This window comes from Trinickia symbiotica (assembly GCF_003028655.1).
GTDB lineage: Bacteria > Pseudomonadota > Gammaproteobacteria > Burkholderiales > Burkholderiaceae > Trinickia > Trinickia symbiotica_A.
Genome location: NZ_PYUC01000001.1, coordinates 598,127 through 622,904, shown reverse-complemented (window position 1 = coordinate 622,904; position 24,778 = coordinate 598,127). Strand labels below are relative to the sequence as shown.

The 24,778-nt window shown below is 62.2% G+C and carries 29 protein-coding genes; 10 read left to right on the top strand and 19 right to left on the bottom strand.

Features of this window, described 5'->3' with window-relative positions; translation table 11 throughout:
- Positions 1-55 precede the first annotated feature (55 nt).
- The gene (locus C9I57_RS02785; protein ID WP_107149084.1) at positions 56-829 is read left to right on the top strand and encodes an SDR family oxidoreductase; all 774 of its coding nucleotides are present in this window, start codon (positions 56-58) and stop codon (positions 827-829) included.
- Between the two features lie 54 nt (positions 830-883).
- Positions 884-1,957 (top strand): ABC transporter ATP-binding protein, encoded by a 1,074-nt coding sequence (locus C9I57_RS02780; RefSeq protein ID WP_107149083.1) that lies wholly within the window; start codon positions 884-886, stop codon positions 1,955-1,957.
- A 32-nt stretch (positions 1,958-1,989) separates the two neighbouring features.
- Here the strand turns inward: C9I57_RS02780 and C9I57_RS02775 are convergent, their stop codons facing one another.
- The 5 genes from C9I57_RS02775 to C9I57_RS02755 all read right to left on the bottom strand — a co-directional run bounded on the left by C9I57_RS02775 (position 1,990) and on the right by C9I57_RS02755 (position 6,326).
- Positions 1,990-3,258 carry an RNA polymerase sigma factor gene (locus tag C9I57_RS02775; protein ID WP_107149082.1) on the bottom strand — a complete coding sequence of 423 codons (1,269 nt, stop codon included), beginning with the start codon at positions 3,256-3,258 and terminating at the stop codon, positions 1,990-1,992.
- Positions 3,255-3,626, bottom strand: a complete 372-nt coding sequence (locus C9I57_RS02770) for a YciI family protein (RefSeq protein WP_107149081.1) — start codon at positions 3,624-3,626, stop codon at positions 3,255-3,257. The genes C9I57_RS02775 and C9I57_RS02770 overlap by 4 nt, the downstream gene beginning before the upstream one ends.
- Before the next feature lie 158 nt (positions 3,627-3,784).
- Positions 3,785-4,597 carry a DUF2182 domain-containing protein gene (locus C9I57_RS02765; RefSeq protein ID WP_107149080.1) on the bottom strand — a complete coding sequence of 271 codons (813 nt, stop codon included), beginning with the start codon at positions 4,595-4,597 and terminating at the stop codon, positions 3,785-3,787.
- Between the two features lie 53 nt (positions 4,598-4,650).
- Positions 4,651-5,283, bottom strand: coding sequence for a DUF1326 domain-containing protein (locus tag C9I57_RS02760; RefSeq protein WP_107149079.1), 633 nt, complete (start codon positions 5,281-5,283; stop codon positions 4,651-4,653).
- Between the two features lie 146 nt (positions 5,284-5,429).
- The gene (locus C9I57_RS02755; protein ID WP_107149078.1) at positions 5,430-6,326 is read right to left on the bottom strand and encodes a LysR family transcriptional regulator; all 897 of its coding nucleotides are present in this window, start codon (positions 6,324-6,326) and stop codon (positions 5,430-5,432) included.
- 98 nt (positions 6,327-6,424) lie between these two features.
- Here C9I57_RS02755 and C9I57_RS02750 point away from each other — a divergent pair, with 98 nt between their 5' ends.
- From C9I57_RS02750 to C9I57_RS02735, 4 genes are all read left to right on the top strand, one after another.
- Positions 6,425-7,315 carry an aldo/keto reductase family oxidoreductase gene (locus C9I57_RS02750; RefSeq protein ID WP_107149077.1) on the top strand — a complete coding sequence of 297 codons (891 nt, stop codon included), beginning with the start codon at positions 6,425-6,427 and terminating at the stop codon, positions 7,313-7,315.
- Between the two features lie 260 nt (positions 7,316-7,575).
- Positions 7,576-8,811 carry a bacteriohopanetetrol glucosamine biosynthesis glycosyltransferase HpnI gene (hpnI, locus tag C9I57_RS02745; protein WP_258187461.1) on the top strand — a complete coding sequence of 412 codons (1,236 nt, stop codon included), beginning with the start codon at positions 7,576-7,578 and terminating at the stop codon, positions 8,809-8,811.
- Positions 8,812-8,926: 115 nt separating this feature from the next.
- A complete protein-coding gene (locus tag C9I57_RS02740; protein ID WP_107149076.1) occupies positions 8,927-9,913 on the top strand; it encodes a lysylphosphatidylglycerol synthase domain-containing protein in 987 nt (328 codons plus the stop codon).
- 22 nt (positions 9,914-9,935) lie between these two features.
- The gene (locus C9I57_RS02735; protein WP_107149075.1) at positions 9,936-10,352 is read left to right on the top strand and encodes a cupin domain-containing protein; all 417 of its coding nucleotides are present in this window, start codon (positions 9,936-9,938) and stop codon (positions 10,350-10,352) included.
- A gap of 55 nt (positions 10,353-10,407) precedes the next feature.
- Here the strand turns inward: C9I57_RS02735 and C9I57_RS32345 are convergent, their stop codons facing one another.
- On the bottom strand, positions 10,408-10,626 hold the full coding sequence (locus tag C9I57_RS32345) for a hypothetical protein (protein ID WP_146166163.1): 219 nt from the start codon (positions 10,624-10,626) through the stop codon (positions 10,408-10,410).
- A gap of 12 nt (positions 10,627-10,638) precedes the next feature.
- Between C9I57_RS32345 and C9I57_RS32340 the strand changes: the two genes are divergently transcribed.
- Positions 10,639-11,103, top strand: coding sequence for a hypothetical protein (locus tag C9I57_RS32340; RefSeq protein ID WP_146166162.1), 465 nt, complete (start codon positions 10,639-10,641; stop codon positions 11,101-11,103).
- Between the two features lie 323 nt (positions 11,104-11,426).
- Here C9I57_RS32340 and C9I57_RS33105 read toward each other — a convergent pair whose 3' ends face one another.
- The 4 genes from C9I57_RS33105 to C9I57_RS02710 all read right to left on the bottom strand — a co-directional run bounded on the left by C9I57_RS33105 (position 11,427) and on the right by C9I57_RS02710 (position 15,586).
- Positions 11,427-11,687 (bottom strand): hypothetical protein, encoded by a 261-nt coding sequence (locus tag C9I57_RS33105; protein WP_107149073.1) that lies wholly within the window; start codon positions 11,685-11,687, stop codon positions 11,427-11,429.
- Between the two features lie 55 nt (positions 11,688-11,742).
- Positions 11,743-13,626, bottom strand: a complete 1,884-nt coding sequence (locus C9I57_RS02720; RefSeq protein ID WP_107149072.1) for an ABC transporter ATP-binding protein/permease — start codon at positions 13,624-13,626, stop codon at positions 11,743-11,745.
- 4 nt (positions 13,627-13,630) lie between these two features.
- Positions 13,631-14,506 (bottom strand): extracellular solute-binding protein, encoded by an 876-nt coding sequence (locus tag C9I57_RS02715; protein ID WP_107149071.1) that lies wholly within the window; start codon positions 14,504-14,506, stop codon positions 13,631-13,633.
- A 168-nt stretch (positions 14,507-14,674) separates the two neighbouring features.
- Positions 14,675-15,586: a DMT family transporter gene (locus tag C9I57_RS02710; protein WP_107149070.1), complete on the bottom strand. Its 912-nt coding sequence runs from the start codon at positions 15,584-15,586 to the stop codon at positions 14,675-14,677.
- 186 nt (positions 15,587-15,772) lie between these two features.
- Between C9I57_RS02710 and C9I57_RS02705 the strand changes: the two genes are divergently transcribed.
- A complete protein-coding gene (locus tag C9I57_RS02705) occupies positions 15,773-16,099 on the top strand; it encodes a helix-turn-helix domain-containing protein (protein WP_258187460.1) in 327 nt (108 codons plus the stop codon).
- Positions 16,100-16,381: 282 nt separating this feature from the next.
- Entirely contained in the window at positions 16,382-16,978 is a 597-nt protein-coding gene (locus tag C9I57_RS02700) for a hypothetical protein (protein WP_107149069.1), read from the top strand.
- Between the two features lie 268 nt (positions 16,979-17,246).
- Here the strand turns inward: C9I57_RS02700 and C9I57_RS02695 are convergent, their stop codons facing one another.
- The 5 genes from C9I57_RS02695 to C9I57_RS32615 form a co-directional block, all read right to left on the bottom strand.
- Positions 17,247-17,513: a DUF29 domain-containing protein gene (locus tag C9I57_RS02695; protein ID WP_258187459.1), complete on the bottom strand. Its 267-nt coding sequence runs from the start codon at positions 17,511-17,513 to the stop codon at positions 17,247-17,249.
- 106 nt (positions 17,514-17,619) lie between these two features.
- Positions 17,620-17,835 (bottom strand): type II toxin-antitoxin system RelE family toxin, encoded by a 216-nt coding sequence (locus C9I57_RS02690; protein ID WP_258187458.1) that lies wholly within the window; start codon positions 17,833-17,835, stop codon positions 17,620-17,622.
- Between the two features lie 34 nt (positions 17,836-17,869).
- Positions 17,870-18,094, bottom strand: a complete 225-nt coding sequence (gene relB / locus C9I57_RS02685; RefSeq protein WP_107149066.1) for a type II toxin-antitoxin system RelB family antitoxin — start codon at positions 18,092-18,094, stop codon at positions 17,870-17,872.
- 53 nt (positions 18,095-18,147) lie between these two features.
- Positions 18,148-18,456: a tyrosine-type recombinase/integrase gene (locus C9I57_RS02680; protein ID WP_181321697.1), complete on the bottom strand. Its 309-nt coding sequence runs from the start codon at positions 18,454-18,456 to the stop codon at positions 18,148-18,150.
- 5 nt (positions 18,457-18,461) lie between these two features.
- Positions 18,462-18,599 (bottom strand): hypothetical protein, encoded by a 138-nt coding sequence (locus tag C9I57_RS32615; RefSeq protein ID WP_181321696.1) that lies wholly within the window; start codon positions 18,597-18,599, stop codon positions 18,462-18,464.
- A gap of 574 nt (positions 18,600-19,173) precedes the next feature.
- Here C9I57_RS32615 and C9I57_RS02675 point away from each other — a divergent pair.
- Positions 19,174-20,496 (top strand): MFS transporter, encoded by a 1,323-nt coding sequence (locus tag C9I57_RS02675; protein WP_107149064.1) that lies wholly within the window; start codon positions 19,174-19,176, stop codon positions 20,494-20,496.
- Positions 20,497-20,561: 65 nt separating this feature from the next.
- Here the strand turns inward: C9I57_RS02675 and C9I57_RS02670 are convergent, their stop codons facing one another.
- From C9I57_RS02670 to C9I57_RS02655, 4 genes are all read right to left on the bottom strand, one after another.
- On the bottom strand, positions 20,562-21,035 hold the full coding sequence (locus tag C9I57_RS02670; protein ID WP_107149063.1) for a VOC family protein: 474 nt from the start codon (positions 21,033-21,035) through the stop codon (positions 20,562-20,564).
- A gap of 204 nt (positions 21,036-21,239) precedes the next feature.
- Positions 21,240-22,658 (bottom strand): pyruvate kinase, encoded by a 1,419-nt coding sequence (gene pyk, locus C9I57_RS02665; RefSeq protein ID WP_107149062.1) that lies wholly within the window; start codon positions 22,656-22,658, stop codon positions 21,240-21,242.
- A 206-nt stretch (positions 22,659-22,864) separates the two neighbouring features.
- The gene (locus C9I57_RS02660; protein WP_107149061.1) at positions 22,865-23,155 is read right to left on the bottom strand and encodes a winged helix-turn-helix domain-containing protein; all 291 of its coding nucleotides are present in this window, start codon (positions 23,153-23,155) and stop codon (positions 22,865-22,867) included.
- Positions 23,156-23,237: 82 nt separating this feature from the next.
- On the bottom strand, positions 23,238-24,665 hold the full coding sequence (locus C9I57_RS02655; protein WP_107149268.1) for an aminotransferase-like domain-containing protein: 1,428 nt from the start codon (positions 24,663-24,665) through the stop codon (positions 23,238-23,240).
- Positions 24,666-24,778 lie beyond the last annotated feature (113 nt).

Here is a 24,778-nt window from a genome sequence, read left to right as displayed (position 1 = left end):
GGAGGCGGGCTTCCGTGGCGGTCTTTTGAAAGCGACCCAATAGGCGAGGACAACGATGAATCGTGTCGTGCTAGTGACTGGCGCATGCGGCGGAATCGGCAGCGCGCTCTGCAGGCGTTTCGTGGAGGCAGGGGACCACGTGCTCGCGCTCGATATCGACGCCGGGGCCCTGAGCGCACTTGCTGGTGAGCTCGGCGCGGATCGCATGAGCCCTGTCACGGCGGACTTGAGCGAGGCAGCAGCCGTCAAATCCGCCGTCGCACAGGCCGTTGCCGCTAAAGGCCCTGTCGACGTGCTCGTCGCCAACGCGGGCGCCGCGCGAAGCGGCACGCTCGCCTCCACCGATCCGGCAAGCTGGCAGCATGATGTGCATCTCAACCTGAACGGCACTTATCACACCGTCGAAGCCGTGCGCGCTTCGATGATCGAGCGCAAGCGCGGCGCAATCGTCCTGATCGGCTCGGTGAACGGCATGACCGCGTTAGGTCACCCGGCATATAGCGCCGCGAAGGCGGGCTTGATCAGCTATACCAAGGCGCTTGCGATGGAACTGGGCCGCCATGGCATCCGCGCGAACATCGTCTGCCCCGGCACCGTGAAAACACCGGCCTGGCAGGCGCGCGTCGACAAGAATCCGCAGGTGTTCGAAGCACTGAAGAAGTGGTACCCGCTCGGCGACTTCCCAACGCCCGACGATGTCGCCGACGCCGTGATGTTCCTCGCCTCGCCGATGGCGCGCGTGATCACCGGGGTCGCGCTGCCGGTCGACGGCGGGCTCTTGGCGGGCAACCGGCTAATGGCCGAGGAGCTGACGCTCGAATCGTTTTGATCCTCGCTTCCATCCTGTAACCAAAACGACGCATCCAACCGAAACGAGGACAGCATGGCAGCAGTGCAGATGAGCGGCATCTTCAAACGCTATGGCGACACCCAGGTCGTGCACGGCATCGATCTTTCGATCGACGACGGCGAATTCGTCGTGCTGGTCGGCCCGTCGGGTTGTGGCAAGAGCACGCTGATGCGAATGGTCGCCGGGCTCGAAGAGATCACCGGCGGCGAGCTGACCATCGGCGGCAAGCGCGCGAACGGGCTTTCGCCGCAGCAGCGCAATGTATCGATGGTGTTCCAAAGCTATGCGCTCTACCCGCATCTGTCCGTCTTCGAGAACATCGCCTTCGGTCCGCGCATCCGCAAAGAGCCGGCAACGCGCTTCAAGCCGCGCATCGAGGCCGCCGCGAAGATGCTGAACCTCTCCGGCTATCTGGACCGCTTGCCCCGCGCGCTGTCGGGCGGCCAGCGGCAGCGCGTCGCGATGGGGCGCGCGGTGGTGCGCGAGCCGGAGCTGTTCCTGTTCGACGAACCACTGTCGAACCTCGACGCGAAACTGCGCGTGCAGATGCGCACCGAGATCAAGGCGCTGCATCAGCGCTTGAAGAATACGGTGATCTATGTGACTCACGATCAGATCGAGGCGATGACGATGGCCGACCGCATCGTCGTCATGAACGCGGGGCGCATCGAACAGATCGGCCGGCCGCTCGAACTGTACGACAAGCCTGCGAACCTGTTTGTCGCGAGCTTTCTCGGCTCGCCGTCGATGAATTTCGTCGAAGGCGAATGGCAGCGCGACGCTCAGGGAGCGCGGCTTTTGCTCGCCGATGGCGGTTCGATTGCGCTACCGCAGATGAATCTTTCCGCGGCTCCCGGCGCGAAAATTACGCTCGGCGTCCGGCCCGAGCACATCGTAACGCGGGCGTCCGAGGGCGTGATGATGGAAGTCGAAGTGATCGAGCCGACCGGCGCCGAAACCCACGTGTACGGCAAGATCGGCGGCAGCACGTGGTGCGCCACGACGCGCCAGCGCGCGTCGATCGAGCCCGGGCAGCGGGTCATGTTGCGCCTGCCTGCCGAGCACGTGCATCTGTTCGATACGGGGAGTGGACAAAGGCTGGGGTGATACCGAGCAGTGCGGCGGCGCAGGGCTTCCCTCTACCCGCTCGCCTGCGACAATCTCGCGCGCTTGCCGTGCAGAAACCGGCGCACGGCGGGATCCCGCTCTAGCCCGATCGCGACATCATACGCGCCGAGCGCTTCTGTCATCGCACCCGCGCGGGCGAGCAAATCGGCGCGCGCGGCCCAGTACGGTTGATAGTCGGAGAGCCGCGGATCATCCGCATACGGCGCGAGCGCGTCGAGCGCCGCCTGCGGGCCGTCCCTTTCCGCCAGCGCGATCGCACGGTTCACCGCAACTACCGGAGAGGCCGCAATCGCGAGCAGCGCATCGTAAAGCTGCACCACTTCGTCCCAGTTCGGGCAACGCGTCCGGCAGCGGTAAATATGGGCAGACTGCAGCGCGGCCTCGAGTTGAAAGCGGCCGATCGCGTTGAACGTGCTCGCGCGCCGCAGCAGTGCATCGGCTGCACCGAGCATCGGCGCGTTCCATGTCGCTGGATCCTGAGCCGACAGCGGCACGTAGTTGCCCGCCGCATCGCGACGTGCGTCGCGCCGTGCCTGCGCATACAGCATCAGCGCGAGCAGACCAAGCGTCTCGGGCTCCGCGGGCAGCAGCTCAACGAGCACATGCGCAAGATAGAGCGCCTCGTCAGTGAGCTCGCGCCGAACGACATCGCCTCCGACCGGGTCGGTCCACCCTTCCGCATATGCCGCATAGACCGCTTCCAACACCGCATCGAGCCGGCCCGGCAATTCCTCGCGCTCGGGCACGGTGAACGGAATGCCCGCTTCAAGGATCTTGGTCTTCGCACGCACGAGGCGCTTGCTCATCGCCGAGGGAGACATCAGAAAGGCGGACGCAATCGTCTTTGCTTCGAGCCCTAGTACCACTTGCAGCATGAGCGGCGTGCGAATCGCGGCCTCGAGCGCAGGGTGTGTGCATGCGAACAGCAACGCAAGCCGCCGATCGGGCAATGCACCGCCTTCCCGCTCGTCGATTTCACCCGCCAGGATCGCGAGCTGATTCGCCACCTCATCGCCAACCTGACGATGGCGCACGCCATCGATCGCCCGTCGGCGCGCGACCGTCATCAGCCATGCTTCGGGATTCGCGGGGCAGCCGCGCTCCGGCCAGTCCGCCAGCGCGGCCGTGAACGCGTCGGCCAACGCGTCCTCGGCCGCGGCGACGTCGCGCGTTCGCATCGCCAGCAGCGCGACGAGCTTGCCGTAGCTGCGGCGAGCCACTGCCTCCGCGATGGAGCGCGCAGCGTCCTCAGCGTCGCGCTCGCCGCCGGAAAGACTCATGCCGCGGATCGCGCATAGTCGGGAGCGTTCCAGACCGGGCGCACTTCCATGAGACCGTGCGCCGCGCCAGGGCAACGCGATGCCCATGCGATCGCGGCGTCCAGATCGGGCACATCGATCAGATAGTAGCCGGCAAGCTGCTCCTTGGAATCGGAATACGGGCCATCGAGTACCCGCGCCTTGCCGTCGACGAGCCGTACCGTGGTGGCCGTATTCGTGTGCTGCAGCCGGTTCGCGCCCACCAGCACCTCCGCCTTCTTCAGCGATTCGGTGTACGCGTGATACGCGGCAACGCCTTGCTGCCGCTCGCTGTCGCTCATCTCGTTCCAGCGGTTTTCTTCCGAATAGATCATCAACAGGTATTGCATTTGAGCCTCCGTCGTAGAGTTGAGGCGGTAACTACATTGGGCCGCCATGACAATGACGCGCGGGCCGGACGCCGATGGACATCAGCGCCGAAAAATATTGCGAGGGAAACATCGGTTCGACGATCGCCGAACCGCTCGGCCCCGAGGAGCCGATAGTGTCACGAAAACGCCATCCAGGCGCCCGCGACAATACAACCGGCGCCGGCAACGCGTGCGACCCACCGTCCCCACGGGGTGAGCTTTTCCAGGAGGACGAGCAGTGCCAGGAGCGCGATCCAGAGTACGTTCATCACACCGACCACGAACAAGAGCGCCATCAGGACCCAGCAGCAGCCGACGCAATAAGCGCCGTGGAGAAGCCCCAGCTGCAAACAGCCGAGGACATTGCCGCGAAAGCCGCCGTGTCTCATCAGGAAGCCGAACGGCGTCCGGCACTGGGCGAGGCAGGCGTTCTTGATTGGCGTCCACTGGTAGAGGCCCGCCGCGATCAGCACGATCGATCCGAGCGCGATATTGGCGCTCGCCATGCGCGCATCGAGGAGGGCTGCCCGCTCCAACGCCCATTGGACAACCGTTGCCGCGAGCGAAAATCCGGTCCACGACAGAAAATAGCCCGCGGCGAACCAGCCGGTCGCCGCGAGCGGCTTGCCTGCGATTTTCTTGTTCCGACCCACGCGGGCATACATGAGCAGCATTGGCGCCGCGGAGGGCGCCATCATGCCGACCATCATCACCGCCCACATCGCGAACACGAGTGCGAATTCGACAGCGCTCCACGGCGCGGCGGCCGGCGCCATCCAGCCGAGGCCCGCAGGTACCATGCGGTACCCGCGCATGCTCATACCACCCATGCTCATATCGGCGGCAAGCCAGAGCACATAGGCCCACGCTAGCGCAGCGACTACGCCGAGAGCGCCCGCAACGACGACGCGATCGCGCCGCAGCACCGCTTCCAGAGTGCCATCGCCCATGAACCTACGATCTCATCGGCCCAGCCGACGGACCGCCTCGTCACGTACATCGATCAAGTCGGGTTCGACCAGCTGATGGACGCATAGAACCCGTTCTTGCCGGAGTTGTCCCAGCGCATGCCTCGATCGCTGAACGTATTGCCGGGCGCCCCGACCGCCAATGCCATCTTGTCGGGGCTGATCGGATGGCCGAAATTCGCCCACATCTCTTCGCCCGGATGCATCGTCGGCAGGGGATCGACGGACATGTGCAGAATGCCCGGGATTTCCGCGGAGCGCGTCTTGCCCTCGATGTGGAAGGTGATCGGGACCCTGCTCACCCCCAGGTTCTGGCTGACGAGCGGTGTGAACGCGGCCATAGGACCTCCGGCGGCGCCGCTGAAAATCGCAGCTAGCGCCTCGGTCTGCGCGTCGTCGGCGCGCTCATCGACGTACGTGGCCACCGACCATTCTCCGTCCGCCATCACCCCGGGTGAGTGGAAGACAACCAGAACATTGAGACCATCGAGCTCGATGTCCCCATAGCGGCCACTTGCGACATGGAAGATCAGCGGGACGTCACAAAAGCCCTCGGTCGGTCGCGAAGTCAGCGGGGCGGCCGCCGACACGAGGCACGGACACACGATGCTGCAACTGCAATTCTCGAAATAGTCACCGGAAAGGTGCCATGGGACTTGATCCGCCATCGCTCTCTCCCCATTGGGTCGAACCCGATAGATTACGTTCGGACAAGACATGCGTAGAGGAATATTAGGCTGCGCCCGGAAGAACAGAAAGCCGATTCCACGGCGAAACACGCCTTAGTGTCTTCGAGCTGGATCAGAAGGAAGCCTTACCGCAACTTGATGAAATCGATGAACGCGCGCAGTGGCGCGGGCACGAGACGCCGGCCCGGGTAATACAGGTACGGCCCCGAGAACGGCCGCCACCAGGGCTCGAGAACGGGTTCGAGCGCTCCGCTCGCGAAGTACGGGCGCAGCCAAGCCTCGAAGAGATACACGATGCCGGTTCCGGCGAGCGCCGCGTCGACGAGCAGATCGGCCCCGCCGCCGATTTGGACCAGGAGGGGCCCCGACGGATCGAGACGTACGATCTCCCCGTCGCGCTCGAATTCCCAGAGCGGCATCGCGCCACTCGCGAAACGTCCGCGCAGACAGGCGTGATCGAGCAGTTCTCGCGGGTGCGCCGGCCGGCCACGGCGATCCAGGTATGCAGGCGCCGCGGCGGTTGCGAAGCGTTGCAGTCGAGGCCCGATCGGCACGGCGATCATGTCTTGCTCCAAGCGCTCCTCATAGCGGATGCCTGCGTCGCAGCCCGCGGCCAGTATGTCGACGAAGCTTTCCTCGGCGATGACTTCCAGCCGTATCTCGGGATAGGCGTCGAGGAATGCGGGGACGATCGAAGGCAGAACCAGCCGCGCCGCACTGACCGGGACGTTGAGTTTGAGCGTCCCCGTTGGCCGGTCACGGAATTGGTTGACGATGTCGAGCGCCGCCTCGACTTCCGTCAGTGCGGGCCCGAGGCGTGCAAGCAGCCGCTCGCCGGCTTCCGTCGGCACGACGCTGCGTGTCGTGCGATGAAGCAACCTGACGCCGAGCTGCGTTTCGAGCCGGCGTATCGCCTCGCTAAGCCCGGATGCGCTGGCGCCGCTGGCACGCGCGCCCTCGCGGAAGCCCTTCGCACGCGCCACCGCGACGAACGCGCTCAGATCACCAAGGTCCACTTGCATTGTTCGCTTCCCCGAACGGCCTGTGCGGATTATGGCCTATTCCCGTTCGACAACGAAGCGCTTAGTCTTTGTGGATCATTCGAGAAAGGAGAGCAGCGATGTCCAGTGTCCGCCAATCCGGCACATTTTCCCTCGGCGACCGCCCGGTTTACCGTCTCGGCTACGGTGCGATGCAGCTCGCGGGGCCCGGCGTGTTCGGCCCGCCCAAAGATCGCGATACGGCACTGGCGTTGCTGCGCGAAGCCGTCGCATCCGGGGTCAATCACATTGACACTAGCGATTTCTACGGCCCTCACGTCACGAACCAATTGATCCGCGAGGCGTTGCATCCGTATCGCGACGATCTCGTCATCGTGACGAAGATCGGTGCCCGACGCGGCGACGACGCGTCGTGGCACCCGGCATTCTCGGCTGACGAACTGACGCAAGCGGTGCACGACAACCTTCGCAACCTTGGCCTCGACGTACTCGACGTCGTGAATCTGCGGATCATGTTCGATGTGCATCAGCCCGCCGAGGGCTCGATCGAGGCCCCGCTCACCGTGCTGGCCGAGCTTCAGCGGCAAGGTCTCGTGCGCCACATCGGGTTGAGCAACGTCACGCCCACGCAGGTCGCGGAAGCTCGCCGGCTTTGCGATATCGTCTGCGTGCAGAACCATTACAATCTCGCGCACCGGGCCGATGACAACTTCATCGACGCACTCGCTCGGGACGGAATTGCCTACGTGCCGTACTTTCCGCTCGGCGGCTTCAGCCCGCTACAATCCTCGATCCTCAGCGATGTCGCGGCTCGGCTCGATGCGACGCCGATGCAGGTCGCGCTCGCGTGGTTGCTCCGCCGAGCGCCTAATATCCTTTTGATTCCCGGCACGTCGTCGCTCGCGCATCTGCGCGAAAACCTCGCGGCAACCGCTATCGAGTTGCCCGAAGAAGCGGTACGCGAACTCGATGGTGTGGCGCGTATCGACCGACACGGCGCTGAGCGCTAGCGTTTGATCTGAATCCGCTGCGGTACAAGTAGGCAGAGACCGCCGACTATCATGCCGGCAACCCTTGCAACAGAGCCTGCCTTGACCGGGACGTCATCACACGAGGAGTCGCACCGCTCTTTCATCTGACTTTCACGTTCTCTTATCGGAGCAAATGAGGTCCGGACTGTTGTACGATACGCGAAGCCTTGCCTGCGAAGTCCCACCTCGGAACGAGGCGCAGTCGCCTCGCTTCTCCAATCTCTCCTGAGCTCCGGAATATGAGGCACTTGACGTGGCTTGCCTGCTTGGTCGGCGTGGTTGCCGCGCTCGAACTGTTGGTTCGGGCCGGCACATCCGATGCGGCACATCTTCTGATACTGCTGCCCGCGTTCATCTTCAGCGTGGCCGCATTGTTCGGAATCTTGTACACGTTGTTGGCCACAGTGCTCGTTTACCGGTTCTTCGCGCAGCCCACGTCGGAACCCTCGAGTTTCCCGCCGGTCACGATCGTCAAACCGCTCCATGGTGACGAGTGGGAGCTGCTGAGCAATCTGACGAGCTTCTGCGAGCAGGACTATCCGGGGCCAATACAGTTTCTGTTCGGCGTGCAAGACAGCGCGGACCCCGCTTTGAAGGCGGTCGAAACGCTTCGACGTCTCTATCCGGACGCACACGTCACCGTGGTGACCGATACGCGCATGCACGGGCCGAATCGGAAGATCAGCAACATTCTCAACATGATGCCGCACGCATTACACGACTTGCTGGTGTTCGCCGATAGCGATGTCAGCGCCCCTCCGGACTACCTTCGCCATGTCATTGGGGAGCTGCAAAAGCCCAACGTCGGGCTCGTGACCTGTGTCTATCGCGGCAGGCCCGGCCCCGGATTGTGGCCAAGATTGTCGGCGCAATGGATCAACTATCACTTCATGCCCAGCGTGATGACGGGACTGGCGCTCGGTCTCGCGCGCCCGTGCTTCGGCCAGACCATCGCCACGCGGCGCACGACGCTCGAGCGGATCGGCGGATTCGGCCAGTTCGCGCACCTGTTGGCGGAAGACAATGCGATAGGCGAGGCCGTCCGCAAAACCGGCCAGAAAGTCGCGATTCCGCCACTCGTCGTCTCGCATACGTGTGAGGAGCCGAGCGCGCGGGCGCTCGCCGCGCATGAGCTGCGCTGGAGCCGAACGATCCGCGCAGTCGATCCGCTCGGGCATCTCGGCTCGGTGCTCACGCATCCAGTGCCGCTCGCTCTGCTTGCCGCGCTGCTGTCTGAAGGGGCCGCGTGGGCATGGCTGCTCGTGCTCGCCGCGCTCCTCGCCCGCATCGCGCTGAAATGCCTTTCAGACTCGGCGGTTCGAGAACCCGGTCGCGACTTGTGGCTGCTGCCGCTCAGAGACGTCGCATCGTTCGCAGTCCTGATCGTCAGTTTCTTCTCGACGCGCGTGATCTGGCGAGGCGCCAGCTTCGAAGTCGATCGCAACGGGCTGCTGCGCCCCGTCCAGGACAAATAGCCATGGCCCGCACGTGTTTTGATGCCCGCATCGCCCGGGCTCACCAAGTAATGCTCGGGCTTCGCGCCGGCAGGCCAGCGGCGCTGCACGACCTTTGTTTCATATTGACGGCACCATGAAACATCTAGGCCCGATTGCAGCAGTCGTCGGACTGGCCGTCGCCGTTTGGCTGGTCTGGCGCGAGGACGCCCACGCCGTGCTCGCGCTGATGCGCGCCGCGGGCGCGGGGCTGCTCCTCGCCGGCATCGCGCACGTGTTGCCGATGCTCGCCAACGCGAAGGATTGGCAATTGCTGATGCGCGGGGCAATCAAGCCGAAGCTGTCGGCCGTACTGGGCCTCGTATGGATTCGCGAATCCGTGAACGGCATGTTGCCCGTTGCGCGGATAGGCGGCGAGATCGTGACGTTTCGCATGATGCGGCAATGGGGCATGCGCCCCGCCGCGGCGATGGCGAGCCTGATCGTCGATATTCAACTCACGCTCATCAGCCAGGTGATTTTCGCCATAGCCGGCATCGGCTATCTGCTCGGGCATACCGTGTCAGGTTCAGTCGAGCTGGCAGCGAACTTCGCATGGGGCCTGGCATTGCTGACGCCCGTACTCCTGTTGTTTTCGGTCGTGCAGCATGCGAAGCCGTTCCAACGCCTTACGCACTTCTTCAATCACGTCACGAGCGGCAAGCTGGCGACGCTCGTCGGCGAGTCAGCGCGCATCGATCAATCGATCAAGAGGATCTGGCGCCAGCCAGGCATCGTGACCCGCTACCTGTTCGTCTGGCAGTCGCTGCAGTGGCTCGCGACGGCGCTCGAGATCTGGCTCGCCCTTTACTTCCTCGGCGCGAAAGTCAGTTTCCTGAAGGCGGTCGCCCTTGAATCGCTCGTTCAAGCTTTGAGCAGCGCGGCGTTCTTTGTTCCAGGCGCGCTCGGCGTCCAGGAGGGGGGATTCCTGCTGATCGGCAGCGCGCTAGGCCTCGATGCGCAGACCAGCTTGGCACTCGCGGGCGCCCGACGGATACGCGACTTGATCATCTTTTTGCCGGGACTCTTCGCTTGGCAATATGCCGAGTGGCGCCGCAAACGCCAAATCGAGGTTACGCAGTAAGTTCATCATTCGGAGGTGCGCCATGAAAAACGGCTCGTCCGACACGCAAGCATCGCTGGTGGTGGTGCATCCCGATCGCGAAATCGCCACGACTCAGCGCTTGCCTTATTTCGTGGGTATCTCCGCCGGTACCGTGGGTTCGAAGAATTTATCGATGCATCTCGTTGTCGTGCCGCCCGGCGGGCAGGCGGAACCGCATGTCCACGTCGGTTACGAGACGGGGATCTACGTGCTCGAAGGCCGTGTCGAGACGCGCTATGGCCCGGGCCTGCGGGAATCAGTCGTCACCGAGGCCGGAGATTTCCTGTTCGTGCCACCCGGCGTACCGCATCAACCGGTCAACCTCAGCGACACAGTGCCCGCGCGCGCGATCGTCGCGCGCAACATGGCCGAGGAAAACGACCGGGTCGAGCCGTATGATCCTGGTGCGGAGCGATAAGCTGACGTAAGCATCGTCGATTTCGTTCGCTCGCTCGACTGCGAGACCCAATCAATCACGCCTCGTTCAGCAGCGTCGCGGCAAATCGTCGGTACAGCCAGCAAGAACACGCAGCCCCAACGATCAACGCAATGACGAGCATCAGCGATTGACCGAGCGAAAAGACGTAGGGCAAGGATTCTGGCGCCAATGTCACGACCCAAAAGCGCGCCATGAAAAACGCAACGACGATAGCGAGCGGGACCGGCAACCCGGTCAAGAATTGTGACGTCACGATGCGCCAACAATGGCCGCGCGTGTCATGCCATGCCGCACGCCAACGAATCTTCCCGCCGCTCGCGACATGGCAGAAAAGGAGGCTGAACCTGGCACATACGAAAAAAGCCAACAGGAAGACCACGCAAGCAATCGCGAGCAGAAATGCCACCATTTGGAAGCGGTGGAAACCATTCGCGCGAAGTGCGAAGGAAGAGCCTCCGATGACCAGCAGCGCGAAGAGCACGCAAGGGATTCCAAGCGAGAGGGCGACGAGGCAGTAACGCCAGAACTCCTTTCCGAAGATAGAGATTCGCCCCGCTCCGCGCTCCCCTTGCATGAAGTCATGCATCACATGTACCGGCAAAGCGATCATGGCGATGAACCTGACGAGCGAAAGCGGCAGCAAGAGAACGCGCCATGTACTGTGCGAACGCATCAGCTCGATCGAAAGGGTATTGGCGGCAAGAAAAACCAAAAATGGGACTATCGCTAGTGCCGGTCTGCGCATCAGCAGTCCCCAGCTATCGGCCCATGCGTCGCGGAAGCAATTCCAGAAGGTGGTTCGTCTCATTGATCCCCCGTCTTGCAAGCGTCACGATATTTGTTCGTCTGTGACCGCGATTTTTCAGTATTTATGCAAGGCCATTCGCGGTTGAAAGCGATTCGAAAGTCGAATAATGGCGGCAACTCAACGTCATTATTGATCGTCACTCTATCATTTAATGCGCTCGACGCAACGAATATGCCGGACGTAGCGCTAAGCGGCGCACGTGACGCGGCGCGTCATGCGGCGAAGGCTTTTTGAGACTGCACCCGTCAATCTTCCTCGCCATCCTCGACCGCCTTGCGTTCCCGGCGTTCTTCATTGCCACGGCGCGCGCGCAACCGTTGTCGCGAGAGCACGCCAATTACCTGATCCGTCGTTGCGTCAGGGGGAATTTCGTTCCGGATCACATTTGGAATCATCGGCAAGCCGGAGCGTTGCCGCCGCAAAGCCCTGGCTATCGCCTTGCGACACTCGTCCCCGTGACAGTCCCATTCGTCACGAATTCTTCCGCAGTAGCGACACTTTTCCATAGCAACAAGTCTAACGCCAATCGCCGAAGGCTTCCGGCAACGGGAGTCGTCCAGGCTAAGGACAGCATTGTGCGGCGTTCTGAAGCGCTTCGTGGCCGGCCCCTGCGCCGCTGGTCCATGCCGATACTCCGGCCGGATCGATAAAGAATCGGCAGACCTCCCGCTCGCGCAGCAAAGCGTCCTCGACCGCGACGTCAAGCTGAACGCCGCCGATATTCAGGTGTGCGAAACGTTCTCCGTCACGGAGTTCGACCGAATCGACGACGGCCTCGAGCGGCCCTCGCGCCGACAGCCGAATCGCCCGCGATGCAACGCGCCACATCACCCGCGTCCCGACCTCGGTTAAACGGTCCGCCGTTTCCAACACCAATCGATCATTGATCCTGATCGATCCCGGTTCGGAGACCACGCCTGTGCCTATATTGCGCAAGCCGAGCAGTTCGGCCACGCGCATGTTCGCCGGTTGCCCGAATACGCTTTCGATCGTTCCCGCCTGTAGCGCGCGCCCCTGATCGATCACGAGAATCTCGTCGGCGAGCAGCGCCGCCTCGTCGGGGTCATGGGTGACGACGATCGTGACGGCCGCGATTTCGCGCTGCAGATCGCGCATCGATCGCTGCAGACGGCGCCGCCGCGGCGTGTCGAGCGCGGCAAACGGTTCGTCGAACAACAACAGATGGCTGTGGCGCGTGAGCGCTCGCGCAAGCGCGACACGCTGGCGCTGCCCGAGCGACAGCTCGCGCGGAAAACGGCCCAACAATCCCGTCAACCCCAGATGGCCGGTCCAGTAACGCGCGGCGGCCGGATCCCCGTCGACAGGAAACGCCAACTGCTCGCCGACCGTCATGTGCGGAAAGAGCCCGTAATCCTGCGGCATATAGCCGATCTGTCGCCGCTCGGGCGGCAATTTTGAAAAATCGGTAGGGCCAAGCATGACCGTGCCGCCCGCGTTGTCCTCGAGGCCTGCAATGAGACGCAACGTTAGCGATTTCCCGGAACCGGAAGGCCCGACGATGGCGAGCCGCCGCGTTGAAGGCGCCCACGCGATATCCAGGCTGAATGGCCCCAGCCGGCGACTCACGTGGATGGCGAGCCGCAGATCCCGGCTCGGCACCTTTGCGACGGAATTCGGCACAGGGACGAGCGGTTCGTCGCCGTTCTCGATGTGGGATACCGCTTTTTCATATCGGTTGCCGCGGCGATAGACCGACAACGCAGCGCATACGACGGCGATGGCGAGCGTCGGCAACAGCAACGGCATCATCGCCGGCAAGCCCTGCCCGCCGAAGACGACATAGGTATAAACGGGCAACGAGTACGGGTGGTAGGCGACCATCACCGTCGCGCCGAATTCGCCGAACGCGCGCAGCCATGCCAGGGCAAGCCCTGCGCGAATCCCGGGCCACGCGGCCGGCAGCGCCACACGAAAGAAGCGGCTGGCCGCGTGGTGCCCGAGCGTTGCGGCAACGTCTTCGAGCACCGGGTCTATCGACGCGAACGCCGAGCGCGCTGCCACGATCAGAAACGGCGCGGCAACGAACGTCTCGGCGAGCACGATGCCCGTGAATGAGTCGGTCAGCAGACCGCTCGCCGCGCGTCCGATCGAGCTGTAAGGGCCGAAAAGAAAAAGCAGCAGCACACCGCTCGTGAGCGGCGGCAGTGCCAGCGGCAGCTGAACGACGAAGCCGAGCAGCGACATCGCCCGCGACGACGAACGTGCAAGCCAATAGCCGAGCGGCACGCCGCCGATAAGAATGAGGAGCGCCGCGACGCTGGCACTGGCAACCGACGTGCCGACCGCCGCTCCCATTGTTCGCCAATCGACGCTCGCCCAATCCGCGTGGCCGATTTGAGGCAGGCTCGCGATGAACGGCGCGCAGAGATAAACGGCAAGGAGGACGGCAAGCGCAGCGAGCGGCCGCGCCACGGTTGTCTTCATCGTTTCAAGGCCCCGCTTCGACGACCGCCTGCAGTGATGCAGGGATCGCCTGAGCGTCGCCCGTCACCGCCGGCTTCACGACGTCGACGCCGTGCTCCCGCAGCAGCGTGCGCCCCTGTGCGCTCAACAGAAAATTAACGAACCGCGCGGCGCCAGTCGGGTTGGCAGCATCGGCAAGAATCGTCAGCGTGTAGCTCGCCTTGACGCCGAGCTCGGGCGCAGGGCTCACTGCGGCTATCTTCAGGTCAGACGTTTCCGTCGAATAAAAGAAACCGGCATCGAGCTGGCCTGACTGAAGTCGGCCGACAAGCGTTTCCTCAGGCAATACCTGAGCGGGGTTCTCCGGAGCACCGAGTGTCTTCTCCACGAGGTCGGGCTGGCGATAAAGCTCGGCGGCCTTTTTCATCATCTCCACCGTAAACGCACCCTTCGGATCGAGTGCGGGATCGGTACGACCGATGCGAATACCGGGCTCTTGGAGCACTTCGTCCCAGCGCTTCGTCTTGAAGTCGTTCGCAAAGCGGCTTTGCGGGTTGTAGCCGATCATGAGCGGGGATTCCGCGAAATTGACGTACCACGTGACGTGATTGCCGTTAGCCGTTCCCATCAGGCTCGTATTGACCTTGGGGCTTGCGCTGATGAAAACGTCGCCGCGCCGCAGTTTGCCTTTGATTTCGTTCGCGATCTTGTTCGATCCGGCCGCATAGCCCTGAAAGCGCAGCCCCGTCTCCCTTTCGAAGGCGGGACCGACGCCGCGCTCCATCAAATTGACGAGCGAGCCCGCGTAGAGCACTTTGACCGTGTCGTCGTCGGCGGCGTGTGCCTGCGTTCCAAACACGGCGGCCAGAACCGCGCAGCAAACGAGCAGCTTGCGAAGCATGTCATCCCCGGGAGCGTTATAGAGTTCTGTATATTACGACGACTTGCCGGGATTGTACTGCGATATTGGCGACAGAAACGGCCGCTTCATGGCCCGCGACCCGCCCTTTCGGTCGGCCAGGAGTAGCTCCCTGCCGTCATCCCCTGCCATGCTTGGCTTTGCAAGAGATCAGCGACGCGAAGCGACCACGATGCCACCGACGATCAGCAAAAACGCCACAGCGTGATAGGGCTGCGGGGGCTCCCCGAGAAACGCGGCCGACATCAGCGCCGCAAACAACGGAGCGAGATTCGCAAAGAAGCCCGCGATGTTGGGGCCGACGCGCTGCACGCCGAGCCCCCAACAACAGTAGGCGAGCACTGCCGGGCCGATGCCGACGTAGAGCAGCGCGGCCGCGAGCGGCCAGCCCCAGACGATACGCGCGTCGGTCGAAGCCCATTCTCCAGCGGCGAACATGCCGGACCAGAATAGGCCGAAAGTGATTTGTGCGAGCAGAAATGCCGACCAGTCGTTGCGCCAGCGGGCGGGCTCGCGAGAGCGCGTCAGCAGCCAACTATAGATGGCCCAGGCAAAGGCCGCGACGAGCATCAAAAGGTCGCCGGGGACCAGCCGGAAATGCGTTAGCAGTACTAACTGTCCGCGGCACAGCACGAGCACGACGCCGGCGACGGACAAGACGATCCCGATGAGCTGCCGAAAACTGATTCGTTGTCCGAACCATATCCAGCCGACAAGCAGCATCCAGACCGGGATGCTCGATGCCATCAACGTGACGTTGAGGGGACTCGAACTCTTCAGCGCCAAGTACTGCAAGGCGTTGTAGCAGCCGACGCCCAGCAGGCCGAGCACGGCAAATCGACGCCAATGCGCCCAGAGTCCGCTTGCCGGACTGAGTACCCGTCCCGCGAGCGGCAGAAGAATGAGGAAGGCCAGCGCCCAACGCAGAAAATTCAGCGTGACGGGCGGCACCAAACCGCTCACCATCCGTCCGACTACGGCATTGCCCGCCCACATCATCGGCGGGACGGTGAGGAGCACGGCGGTGCTTGCGGTAAGGCGTTGAGGAAATTGCGCCGACATCGGACGTTGGCTCCTGGCTCTTTTGTTGGAGACGGCATTAGAACGCAAATGCACACGGAATCTCACCTAACCCCTAGCGCCGCTGCGGTGATGCGCATACGGAACGTCGAAGTCCTCCCAACGTCATTGAGCTCCCTGAGAACTTTGCTTATACTCAAAGAAACCAGCCTTTGCTTTGAGTATATTGTGAAAACTCGCCAGCTTGCAGAACTTCTGCCTTATGAGGCCGAGAATGTGGCTCGCGCGCTGGGTGAGACCATTTCCCTGGCACGCCGAGCACGCTTTTGGACGCAAGGCGATCTCGCCGCGAAGATGGGCGTCAGTGTCAACACGGTGGTCAATCTCGAAAAGGGCCGACCGTCGGTCTCGTTGGCGCAGCTGCTCAAGGCACTATGGACTCTGGACCGCTTGAACGTGCTTCAGGATTCGCTACGTCCCGAACTTGATCCGGTGGTCCAGGCCGAGGGGCTGCGCCGCATTCCGCGACGAGCTCGCGGAGACCGTCATGGCTGAAAAGGAGCGGCCGGTATGGGTGTGGCTTCCTGGCCGAACCGAACCTGGGAAGGCAAGTCTGAATCTCGCCGATGTGACGCCACAAAGGCGGCAACGGATGAGATGATCGCCAGCGCCGAGATGTGACAAGCAGCCTGTTGGCGGCTCCGCAGGTAGCGCGTTAAAGATCCACAAAGCGAGGCCGTAATAGCCAAGGAGTGGGCGCGAGCCTTTGACATTGACGGCTTTTGATGGCATCGCTTCAACAATAACGACCAACCACACGAGGGGTTCGACAATTCCATGAAACGCCTTCTTTTGATTGCCCTGTGCCTGGCCTCCTCCGCCGCTTTCGCGGGAGAGCGCAGGCAAGTCCTGCTCGAAACGCCGGTCACTTACGCTTCGGGTGCCGGCGTGGTCGAGCGAGTGAAGGACGAGTGCCACATCGATGATTTGTTGACGCGTCGCGTCGGGGAAGCCCTTCGCCGGCTCAATCGCACGGGCGAAGGGACGATCGACGCGAACAGCGCTCCAGGCGACGCAGAGGTTCTGAGACTGCAGATTACCTATGTGATGGGCGTGGGCGGCGGCGCATGGACGGGGCCCAAAGCCATCTCTCTGTCAGCCGATCTGATCGACAACGGGAAGGTCGTCCGTCACACGAAGTTCAAGCGTTGGTCTGTCGGTGGCGTGTGGGGCGCATTTAAAGGCACTTGCTCGATTCTTGATCGCACCAGCGTGGCCATCGCTAAAGACTTGCGGCGCTGGGTTCACAATGCGCGTTATGAAATCAAGGACGAAGACGCGCCAGACGAAGCTTCGGCGCCGGAGGCCGGCTCTGCGACGGGTGCAGCTGCTTCCGCGACGACGGCACAGGACAGCGGGGACAAAGACGATTGAGCGAGCGGCGGGCGCGCGCCCGCCTCGGTCTAATGTACCGGCCGGGCAGCGATACCCGGCTTCTTCTTCATGCCGGATGGTGACAGGCCGCCTCCGTCGCCTGCTCGGTCTTGGCCGCTCCAACCCGCGGCGTCGGATTCGCCCTTTGCTATGTAACGAGCGACACGAGCAGCACATAATCCGCATGGTGAGCCTTGCCATATGCGTGCCAGTCGCCGGCAGTCCGGTGAGCCCGATCGCCTTCGTTTTTCGGCGCATTTTCGATTGGCTAAGGCTTCACTCCGGCAGGAACGCCGGATCCAGAATCATGCTCCAACGTCCACGGACAGGTTTCAGGGGACTCCTCAAGGCCCGTTTCGTTTTCACCGCTCAACACGGCCTTGCTCCATACCAACTCGAGCCATTGCGCGTCGTTGAACTTGCGTCGTAGACTCGGCGCTTCGTTCAGCACGTAGACCACGTCCTTGCGCTGAACCGCGATCCCACGTGTCCAGCTCTTGCCCCGCAAGGCAGGCTGATACTGCCATTTGAGCAAGCGCGCCGACGCCCGATTGTCCGGCCCGTCCGGATCAGCTGGAAGAGATGGAGGGTGCCGCACAAACGCGGCTAAAAAGGAGGCTCGTCCGTGTACAACGAGCTCATCAGCGATACACTTCGCGTCGATTGCCCAAGCGCAGAACCTCGATCGTGATGCGCTTGTCGTGAATCTGACAGATCAGCCGCCAGTCGCCGACCCGGTACTTCCAGAATTCGCCTAGCTCACTGCCTTTGAGGGCCGCCCCAGTTGCACGTGGATCGTCTTGCACCTTCAGGCGCCGAAGGAATGTCGCGATGCGCCGGGCAATCTCGCGGTCCATCTTCTCAAGCTGCTTTTCCGCGGTTTTCGAGATCTCAATCCGCCAAGCCAAGCCGCGCCTCCACCTCCTCTAGCGACGAGGTCTGTTCCTTTCCCGATCGGATGCGCTTCGCCACGCGCTCGGCCAAGTACATGTCTTCCAAGTCCTCCAGGTGCTGCTCGATGGCCTCGCGCGCATAGAACGTCTTGGTGCGCCCGGTGCGCTTCGCCAGCGACTCTAAGCGGGATTCGATTTCTGCGGGTAAGCGAATGGCTAGCATGGCAGCCTCCGGAAAGCTTGCTATACATGTATAACGCATTATACTTCTTCTCATCATTCCGAGCCCGCCTCATCGTCGTGCATGGCCAAAAAGTCGGCCACCGTCGCCGGCGGCCGATCCTCCGGCGTCAGCGTCGCACGCGTGAGCCGCGCGGGATGCTTAGCCGAATGGATATCCTTCAGCGCCCGGATACTCACCCGCGTGTAGACTTGCGTCGTGTTGATGTCCGCGTGCCCTAGCATCGCCCGGATGAACCGAACGTCGGCCCCGTTTTCCAGCACCTGCGTCGCTATGGCGTGCCGGAACAAGTGGCAGCTACCGATGTTGCCGAGCCCGGCCGCTCGCACGTGATTACGCATCATCTGCGTCATCCGGTTATCGAGAACGCTCGGCCCGTTACCGTCTGGAACAGCGTGCCGTCATCGCCCGCCACGGCCGGCTCCGGCTGCACCTCGTCGCGATACTGAGGCACCCACCCCAGCGCTCGATCGCTGATCGGAATCATCCGATCTTTCTTGCCCTTGCCTGCCGGACCATGAGCGTGCCACGCCTGTAATCGACGCCGCGTTGCTGCAACCTAGTGATCTCGATAGGCCTGATCCCCTTGCTGTAGAGTGTCTCCAGCATCCCAGGTGCCCTCGGCCTATCGCGTCAGCTTGACGCGCCTCTCCGCCGTGGCCACTCCGACGACCGTCAAGTTGAAAGCAATCCAGGGGCGAAGGGAAACAAGTTCATGGCTTGTACCGGTGGACTTTTCACGTGGGCACTGATGCTGTAGGCGAAGCTCCAGTCTTTCACGGACATTACAGATCGCTTTCCACATTCGTGCCACGCGGTCGGTGTCAATGTGAGACTGATGTTGCGTAATTCGCACGTTCCGCCCAGGGTGACACTGGAACCGCCCCACCTAAATGCATCATCTAACCAGCTTGCCAATCCACAGCATAGGCGCCACTACTCGCGGATTTTTATGCGATCCGCATACAAGAGCCGCATTCTGCGCGTATAGGCGTGACGTTAAATACTGAGATAAGCAAACTGCGGTTTGTCGATGACATTGAGCCACCGATCTCGAACCGATGCGAACAAGAAATGTCCCACCGTTCACGAACGATCCTTCGACGACGACAAGCGCGCAGACGCCATCGGTAGGCTTCCTCCTCCTAGTCGTGCTGGTAGGGCTCAACTTTTTCCGGATCGGATGTCAGCTGGTCGTCACCGCATGGTCCGCGGTGCAAATCACAGGGCGGACGGAGTCCGCAGGTCAGATCCTGCTCATCACGAGCATGGCTAACCTTGCGCTCTCCCCATTCATCGGCGCGCTTATCGATCGTTGCGTAAGAAAAAAACCGTTGGTAATGGCGGGACACGCTGGCATTTTGCTTTGCGGCATGGCCCCCCGTTTCATCGATTTTGTTTTACCTAACCTCGTACCCTTCCACGGTCTTGCCTTCGTCGCACTGCTTGCCAGTGTGTCTAGCATCGTCATCGGCGGCGGAATGGACTACTTCACAAAGCTCACCATTGCATCAGATGACCGGATCAAGAAACTTGCGACGATTAGCTCCGTATCTCAGCTCGCACTAATCGCAGGCACCGCGTTCGGTGGCTACATCGTTTCCTGTGTGTCATGGCGGAGTGCATTCCTTCCAATTACCGGATGTAGTTTCCTTGTCGTCGCCCTTTGCGCCTTTCGCCTGCCGCCGTTCACGCTGGCCGCTGTGAATCAACCGGACAGGAGGCGCGGGGTGTTCTTGGCTGGTCCCACTCTTTATCTAAAACATCATCACTTGTTTTCCATCACGTGCTGCTCCGCGCTGGCCTTCGCAATTGGACAAGCCACGAATACACTCTTGCCGCCGCTAATGAGCCTTCATCTCGGGCTTACGGGCAGAAGCTATTCTCTTGTGGAGGCAGCGTGGTCGATCGGTGCACTCGCAGCGAGCGTTGGCTTGGCGAAGATCCCGAAGGTCAGAGTCGGCGACCTCCGCAATGATCTCGTCCTCATTGTGATTGTCACCGGCCTGTTATCGATTGTTCCGCGCTTGCCGTGGCTGCCTGCGTTGCTTGCGGCGCACCTGCTGTTGGGTGCCGCCTTTTCGCTCGTCCGCATACGTAGTGAAACGCGCTTCTTAACGGAATGCCCCACGCACCTCCTCGGCCGTTTCCGCGCGAATAGCTTGTTTATCACCAGCTTGGTCGGCGTCGTCATTTTTATGACACCGACGGTCTGCGACCATTTCTCCATTCCAGCCCTCTATCAACTGCTGTCAGCGATGGTAGGCATGTCGGCAACCGCGCTCCTCGCTTTTGGCTGGCGTCAGCGAAATTCGGTCGGTTCGCAACGGCGGCTAGTAACGAGCCGAAACCGTGCACGAAACGCACGCCGCCGCCGATCGTAGCCGTTTGCACCCGGCAACGACGGCGACGCCCGTGTACAACAATGGCCAACCGAGCAATCTCCTCCTCAACCCGGGCAATTCATCTCCTTCATCGCCCGCTGCATCTCCTCCGGGGTCACATCACGCGTATGCGACGCGATATGCCACTGATGCCCGAACGGATCTTCGACGAGCCCCCAGCGATCGCCCCAGAACATGTCGGCGAGCGGCATCTTGACAGTCGCTCCTGCCGCCACGGCCTGTTCGAACGCTTTGTCGGCGTTCTCGACGTACAAGTAAAGACTGACAGGCGTACCCTTGAGCGCCTTCGGGCCCAGGCAGTCGTGTTCCGGTGCTTCGTCTGTCAGCATCACAGGGGAATTGCCAATCCTGATCTGAGCATGCGCGATCTTGCCTTCGCGGCCCGGCATGCGGAACAGCTCCGTCGCCCCGAAAGCCTTCGTGTAGAACGCGATAGCCTCGGAAGCGTTCGCGCAGACGAGGTGAGGCGTAAGCGAATGCATGCCTTCGGGAATCGGCTGGACGGATGTCGCGGACATGATGATGGCTCCTATTGGAACGTTATGAGGAAAAGAGCCGCACGGTCGAATCGATGCTTCGACTGGCTCCATACCCACGACGAACGATAGTGCGTCGAATCGACATCCGCCCACAAACTTTTAGTAATCGCCCTCCAGCCACACCCGTCAATGAGTACAGCGCTTAAAACACACTCCGCCGCCGCGACATAGCGGCAAACCGCCTCACGGCCCGACTTTGGCGATATGCAGAAGATTCGTCGTCCCGGATTCGCCAAATGGCAAGCCGGCCGCGATCACGATCGAGTCTCCCGGCTTCGCGAATCCCGAGCTTCGTGCGGCTTCGCAGGCGAGCGCGATCATATCGTCGACATTGCGAGCGTTCCTGAACGCAATCGAATGAACGCCCCAAACGAGGGCGAGCCGACGTGCCACCGCCAACGAAGGCGTCATTGCAATGATCGCGGTCGCGACACGCTCTCTCGCCGCGCGCACGCTCGTGAAACCTGACGACGTATACGTCACAGTCACGGCCGGACCGATGAGCTGAACGACCTCCCGCAGCGCGCAGCATATGGCATCGGCCGCAGTCGACTGTGCGCGCGTATGTGAGGCATCGATTCCGGACCTGTACTCCGGGTCCCGCTCCACGCGCTCGACGATCCGATTCATCATCGATACGGCCTCGAGCGGATATTTCCCGCTGGCCGATTCGGCCGACAGCATGACCGCATCGGCGCCTTCGTAGATCGCGCCCGCCACGTCCGAAGTCTCGGCCCGGGTGGGAACGGGCGAGTTCGTCATCGATTCGAGCATCTGCGTCGCAACGACAACCGCTTTTCCAGCCGCCCGGCAAGTACGCACGATCCGCCGCTGCAACTCCGGTATCTGCTCGGCCGGCAGCTCGACCCCAAGATCGCCGCGCGCCACCATGATGCCGTCGCAACGGTCGACGATTTCATCGAGATGATCGATCGCCAGCGGCTTCTCGAGCTTGGCCATGATCCACGCGCGATCGCCGATAATCTCGCGCGCTTCGTCGATATCCTCGGCGCGCTGCACGAACGACAGCGCCACCCAGTCGATGCCGTTCTCGAGCCCGAACGCGAGGTCTTCGCGGTCCTTGTGCGTCAATGCTGAAATCGGCAGCATGACGGCCGGTACGTTGACTCCCTTACGGTCGGAAATGCGCCCGCCGACGACGACAACGGTGTCTGCGAAATCGTCCCCTTTCCGCTCTACGCGCAGACGAATCTTTCCATCATCGAGCAACAATTCGGACCCGGCGTCGATCGCTTCGAAAATCTCGGGATGCGGCAGCGGCGCTCGCGTGGCATCGCCGGGCAACGAATTCAAATCCAGACGAAAGTGCTCGCCGCTGCGCAGCTCGGCACTGCCGCCCTCGAACGTGCCGAGCCGCAGCTTCGGCCCTTGCAGGTCGAGCAAAACGCCGATCGGCCGGCCGCTCTCCTTCTCGAGCTTTCTGATTTCCGTCAAGCGCCGCAGATGGTCGTCATGCGTGCCATGACTGAAGTTGAGACGGAAGACATCGACGCCCGCCTCGAACAGCTGCCGAATCGTCTTCCCGTCGGAACTCGACGGCCCGAGCGTCGCGATGATTTTCGCGTTACGTTCACGCTTCATCCTGCATCTCTCCTCAAGTCGCCTGCGCCTCGCATAGGGCAGCGCCCATGCCGACGCGAAACTTTAGTCCTGCTCGGGAGATGCGATAAGCCCACTCGCAGTCAGCAATGAATGTACGAGATGTATCGAATCGGTGCGTGACCAGCCCGCTCGGAACGCGTCCGCGTCTCCCGATACGGCCGATGCCGGAACCGCGGGCGCGCCGCTCACTCGGGGCGAAAAAGCTGCGTGGAAAACTCGATTCCGGCTGAACTCAGTGCCGCCGTGGTTCTCTCGTCGTCCTCGCTCGTCCTCAATTCGACGAGACCGGCACCCTGCAATCGCGACAGCGTCCGGCGCAGTGTGCTCATGGGCAGGTCCGTCCGCTTGCTGAGCTTCGGCAGCGACCAAGGCTTGTCGGGCGATTCCTGCCACGCCGTCCAGAGATACAGGAGCACGGTCATGACGACGGGGTCGAGCTCGTCGTCGTGCGTCTTTGCCTGTTCGTCAGGGGCCAAGTTGCGCTCCTCTCCTCGTCCGTGGAAGGTCGAATACGGTGTCGCGCGGGTCTCCCGCCGTCAGATCGACGTCGGCCGCCCGCTATCGCGCGCCATGGGCCACGAGCTTGCCGATCGTCACGAGCGCGTTCTCGAGCTCGGGAGACCATTGATAACTATAGTTGAGGCGAATGAAATTGCTGTAGCGGTTCGACGTCGAGAACATATAGCCGGGCCCGATCGTGATGCCGCTTTCGAGTGCAGATTGGTACAGCTTCATCGAATCGAGCTTCTTGGGCAGCTCGACCCACAACACATAGCCGCCCATCGGCTCCGATGTACGCGTTCCCGCCGGAAAGAAGCGATCGACGATCGTCTTCGTCAGCTTTGCCTGCTGCCGGTACAGCTTGCGCACTCGGCGAAGATGGTGCTCGTAGCCGTCTTTTTCGAGGTACTCGGCAATCGCGAGCTGTGGGATCGACGGTGTCGTCAGCGTGTTGAGAAACTTGAGCTTCTCCACCTGATCGCGATATCGGCCAGGCATTGCCCAGCCGATGCGGTAGGCGGCGGTCAGACTCTTCGAAAACGACGCGCAGTGGAGCACGATGCCCTTCTTATCGTACGATTTCAGCGCGCTCGGATGCGCCTCGCCAAAATAAAGCTCGTTGTAGACGTCGTTTTCGATGATGGGCACGTCGTGGCGCGACAGCAGCGCGACCAGCGCGCGCTTTTTCCCGTCGGGCATCTGGAATCCGAGCGGGTTCTGAAAATTCGGCATGACCATGCACGCCGCAATCGTTCGTTTCTTCAGGATTTCTTCGAGCGAGCCGAGATCGATCCCCTCGCGCGGATGCGTCGCGACTTCGATCGCGCGCATGCCCATGCGCTCGATTGCGTGCAGCATCGCGTAAAAGGTCGGCGACTCGACTGCCACTGTGTCGCCGGGCTTGCCGACCGCCTGCAGGCAGAGGTTGATCGCTTCTGTCGCTCCGACGGTCACCACGATTTCACGTGGATCGACCGCAATGCCGTTCTCGTGGTAACGGCGGGCGATTTGTCGAATGAGATTGGGGTTGCCTGGCGGCAATTCGTCGGTCACGCCCCATATCGCCTTGTCGCGTCCGATCGAGTACGCATAGCGGTTGATCTTCTCGAACGGAAAGGGCCGCGGGTCCGGATAGGGCGAGCCGAGCGGTATCGCTTCATCGGTGCCGATCGAGCGAAGTGTCGAAAGCACGAGGCGGCTGACGTCGACCTTCGACGAAACGGCGAGCGGCTTCGAGGGACGCAACCCCGCCACGTCGCGCTCAGCGGCGTCGGCGGCACCGCGGCGAACGAAGTACCCCGACTGCGGTCGGCTCTCGATCACCCCTTTGCTCTCGAGCAGCAGATACGCACGGATGACCGTCGTGATGCTCACCTGCCGATGCTGGCTCGTCTGCCTGACCGACGGAATGCGGTCTCCCGCGCGAAAAACGCCGCGTTGGACGAGATCGTCGATGTCCTTCGCGAGCTGTTCGTAGAGTTTCACCATAGGCCTTCCGCGTCCTTCCCGGGGTAACGCGCCAACGGCGCCACTGCCTGCACACAATCCATGCGCGCCGCGCCCTGGCCTGGCTTCGGTGCACCGTCCTAGAGCACAGT

Coding starts and splice junctions, on each gene's coding strand:
- C9I57_RS02785 (WP_107149084.1), top strand. CDS start 56: ATGAATCGTGTCGTGCTAGTGACTGGCGCATGCGGCGGAATCGGCAGC.
- C9I57_RS02780 (WP_107149083.1), top strand. CDS start 884: ATGGCAGCAGTGCAGATGAGCGGCATCTTCAAACGCTATGGCGACACC.
- C9I57_RS02775 (WP_107149082.1), bottom strand. CDS start 3,258: ATGAGTCTTTCCGGCGGCGAGCGCGACGCTGAGGACGCTGCGCGCTCC.
- C9I57_RS02770 (WP_107149081.1), bottom strand. CDS start 3,626: ATGCAATACCTGTTGATGATCTATTCGGAAGAAAACCGCTGGAACGAG.
- C9I57_RS02765 (WP_107149080.1), bottom strand. CDS start 4,597: ATGGGCGATGGCACTCTGGAAGCGGTGCTGCGGCGCGATCGCGTCGTC.
- C9I57_RS02760 (WP_107149079.1), bottom strand. CDS start 5,283: ATGGCGGATCAAGTCCCATGGCACCTTTCCGGTGACTATTTCGAGAAT.
- C9I57_RS02755 (WP_107149078.1), bottom strand. CDS start 6,326: ATGCAAGTGGACCTTGGTGATCTGAGCGCGTTCGTCGCGGTGGCGCGT.
- C9I57_RS02750 (WP_107149077.1), top strand. CDS start 6,425: ATGTCCAGTGTCCGCCAATCCGGCACATTTTCCCTCGGCGACCGCCCG.
- hpnI (WP_258187461.1), top strand. CDS start 7,576: ATGAGGCACTTGACGTGGCTTGCCTGCTTGGTCGGCGTGGTTGCCGCG.
- C9I57_RS02740 (WP_107149076.1), top strand. CDS start 8,927: ATGAAACATCTAGGCCCGATTGCAGCAGTCGTCGGACTGGCCGTCGCC.
- C9I57_RS02735 (WP_107149075.1), top strand. CDS start 9,936: ATGAAAAACGGCTCGTCCGACACGCAAGCATCGCTGGTGGTGGTGCAT.
- C9I57_RS32340 (WP_146166162.1), top strand. CDS start 10,639: ATGGCCGCGCGTGTCATGCCATGCCGCACGCCAACGAATCTTCCCGCC.
- C9I57_RS33105 (WP_107149073.1), bottom strand. CDS start 11,687: ATGGAAAAGTGTCGCTACTGCGGAAGAATTCGTGACGAATGGGACTGT.
- C9I57_RS02720 (WP_107149072.1), bottom strand. CDS start 13,626: ATGAAGACAACCGTGGCGCGGCCGCTCGCTGCGCTTGCCGTCCTCCTT.
- C9I57_RS02715 (WP_107149071.1), bottom strand. CDS start 14,506: ATGCTTCGCAAGCTGCTCGTTTGCTGCGCGGTTCTGGCCGCCGTGTTT.
- C9I57_RS02710 (WP_107149070.1), bottom strand. CDS start 15,586: ATGTCGGCGCAATTTCCTCAACGCCTTACCGCAAGCACCGCCGTGCTC.
- C9I57_RS02700 (WP_107149069.1), top strand. CDS start 16,382: ATGAAACGCCTTCTTTTGATTGCCCTGTGCCTGGCCTCCTCCGCCGCT.
- C9I57_RS02690 (WP_258187458.1), bottom strand. CDS start 17,835: ATGGACCGCGAGATTGCCCGGCGCATCGCGACATTCCTTCGGCGCCTG.
- relB (WP_107149066.1), bottom strand. CDS start 18,094: ATGCTAGCCATTCGCTTACCCGCAGAAATCGAATCCCGCTTAGAGTCG.
- C9I57_RS02680 (WP_181321697.1), bottom strand. CDS start 18,456: ATGATGCGTAATCACGTGCGAGCGGCCGGGCTCGGCAACATCGGTAGC.
- C9I57_RS32615 (WP_181321696.1), bottom strand. CDS start 18,599: ATGATTCCGATCAGCGATCGAGCGCTGGGGTGGGTGCCTCAGTATCGC.
- C9I57_RS02675 (WP_107149064.1), top strand. CDS start 19,174: ATGCGAACAAGAAATGTCCCACCGTTCACGAACGATCCTTCGACGACG.
- C9I57_RS02670 (WP_107149063.1), bottom strand. CDS start 21,035: ATGTCCGCGACATCCGTCCAGCCGATTCCCGAAGGCATGCATTCGCTT.
- pyk (WP_107149062.1), bottom strand. CDS start 22,658: ATGAAGCGTGAACGTAACGCGAAAATCATCGCGACGCTCGGGCCGTCG.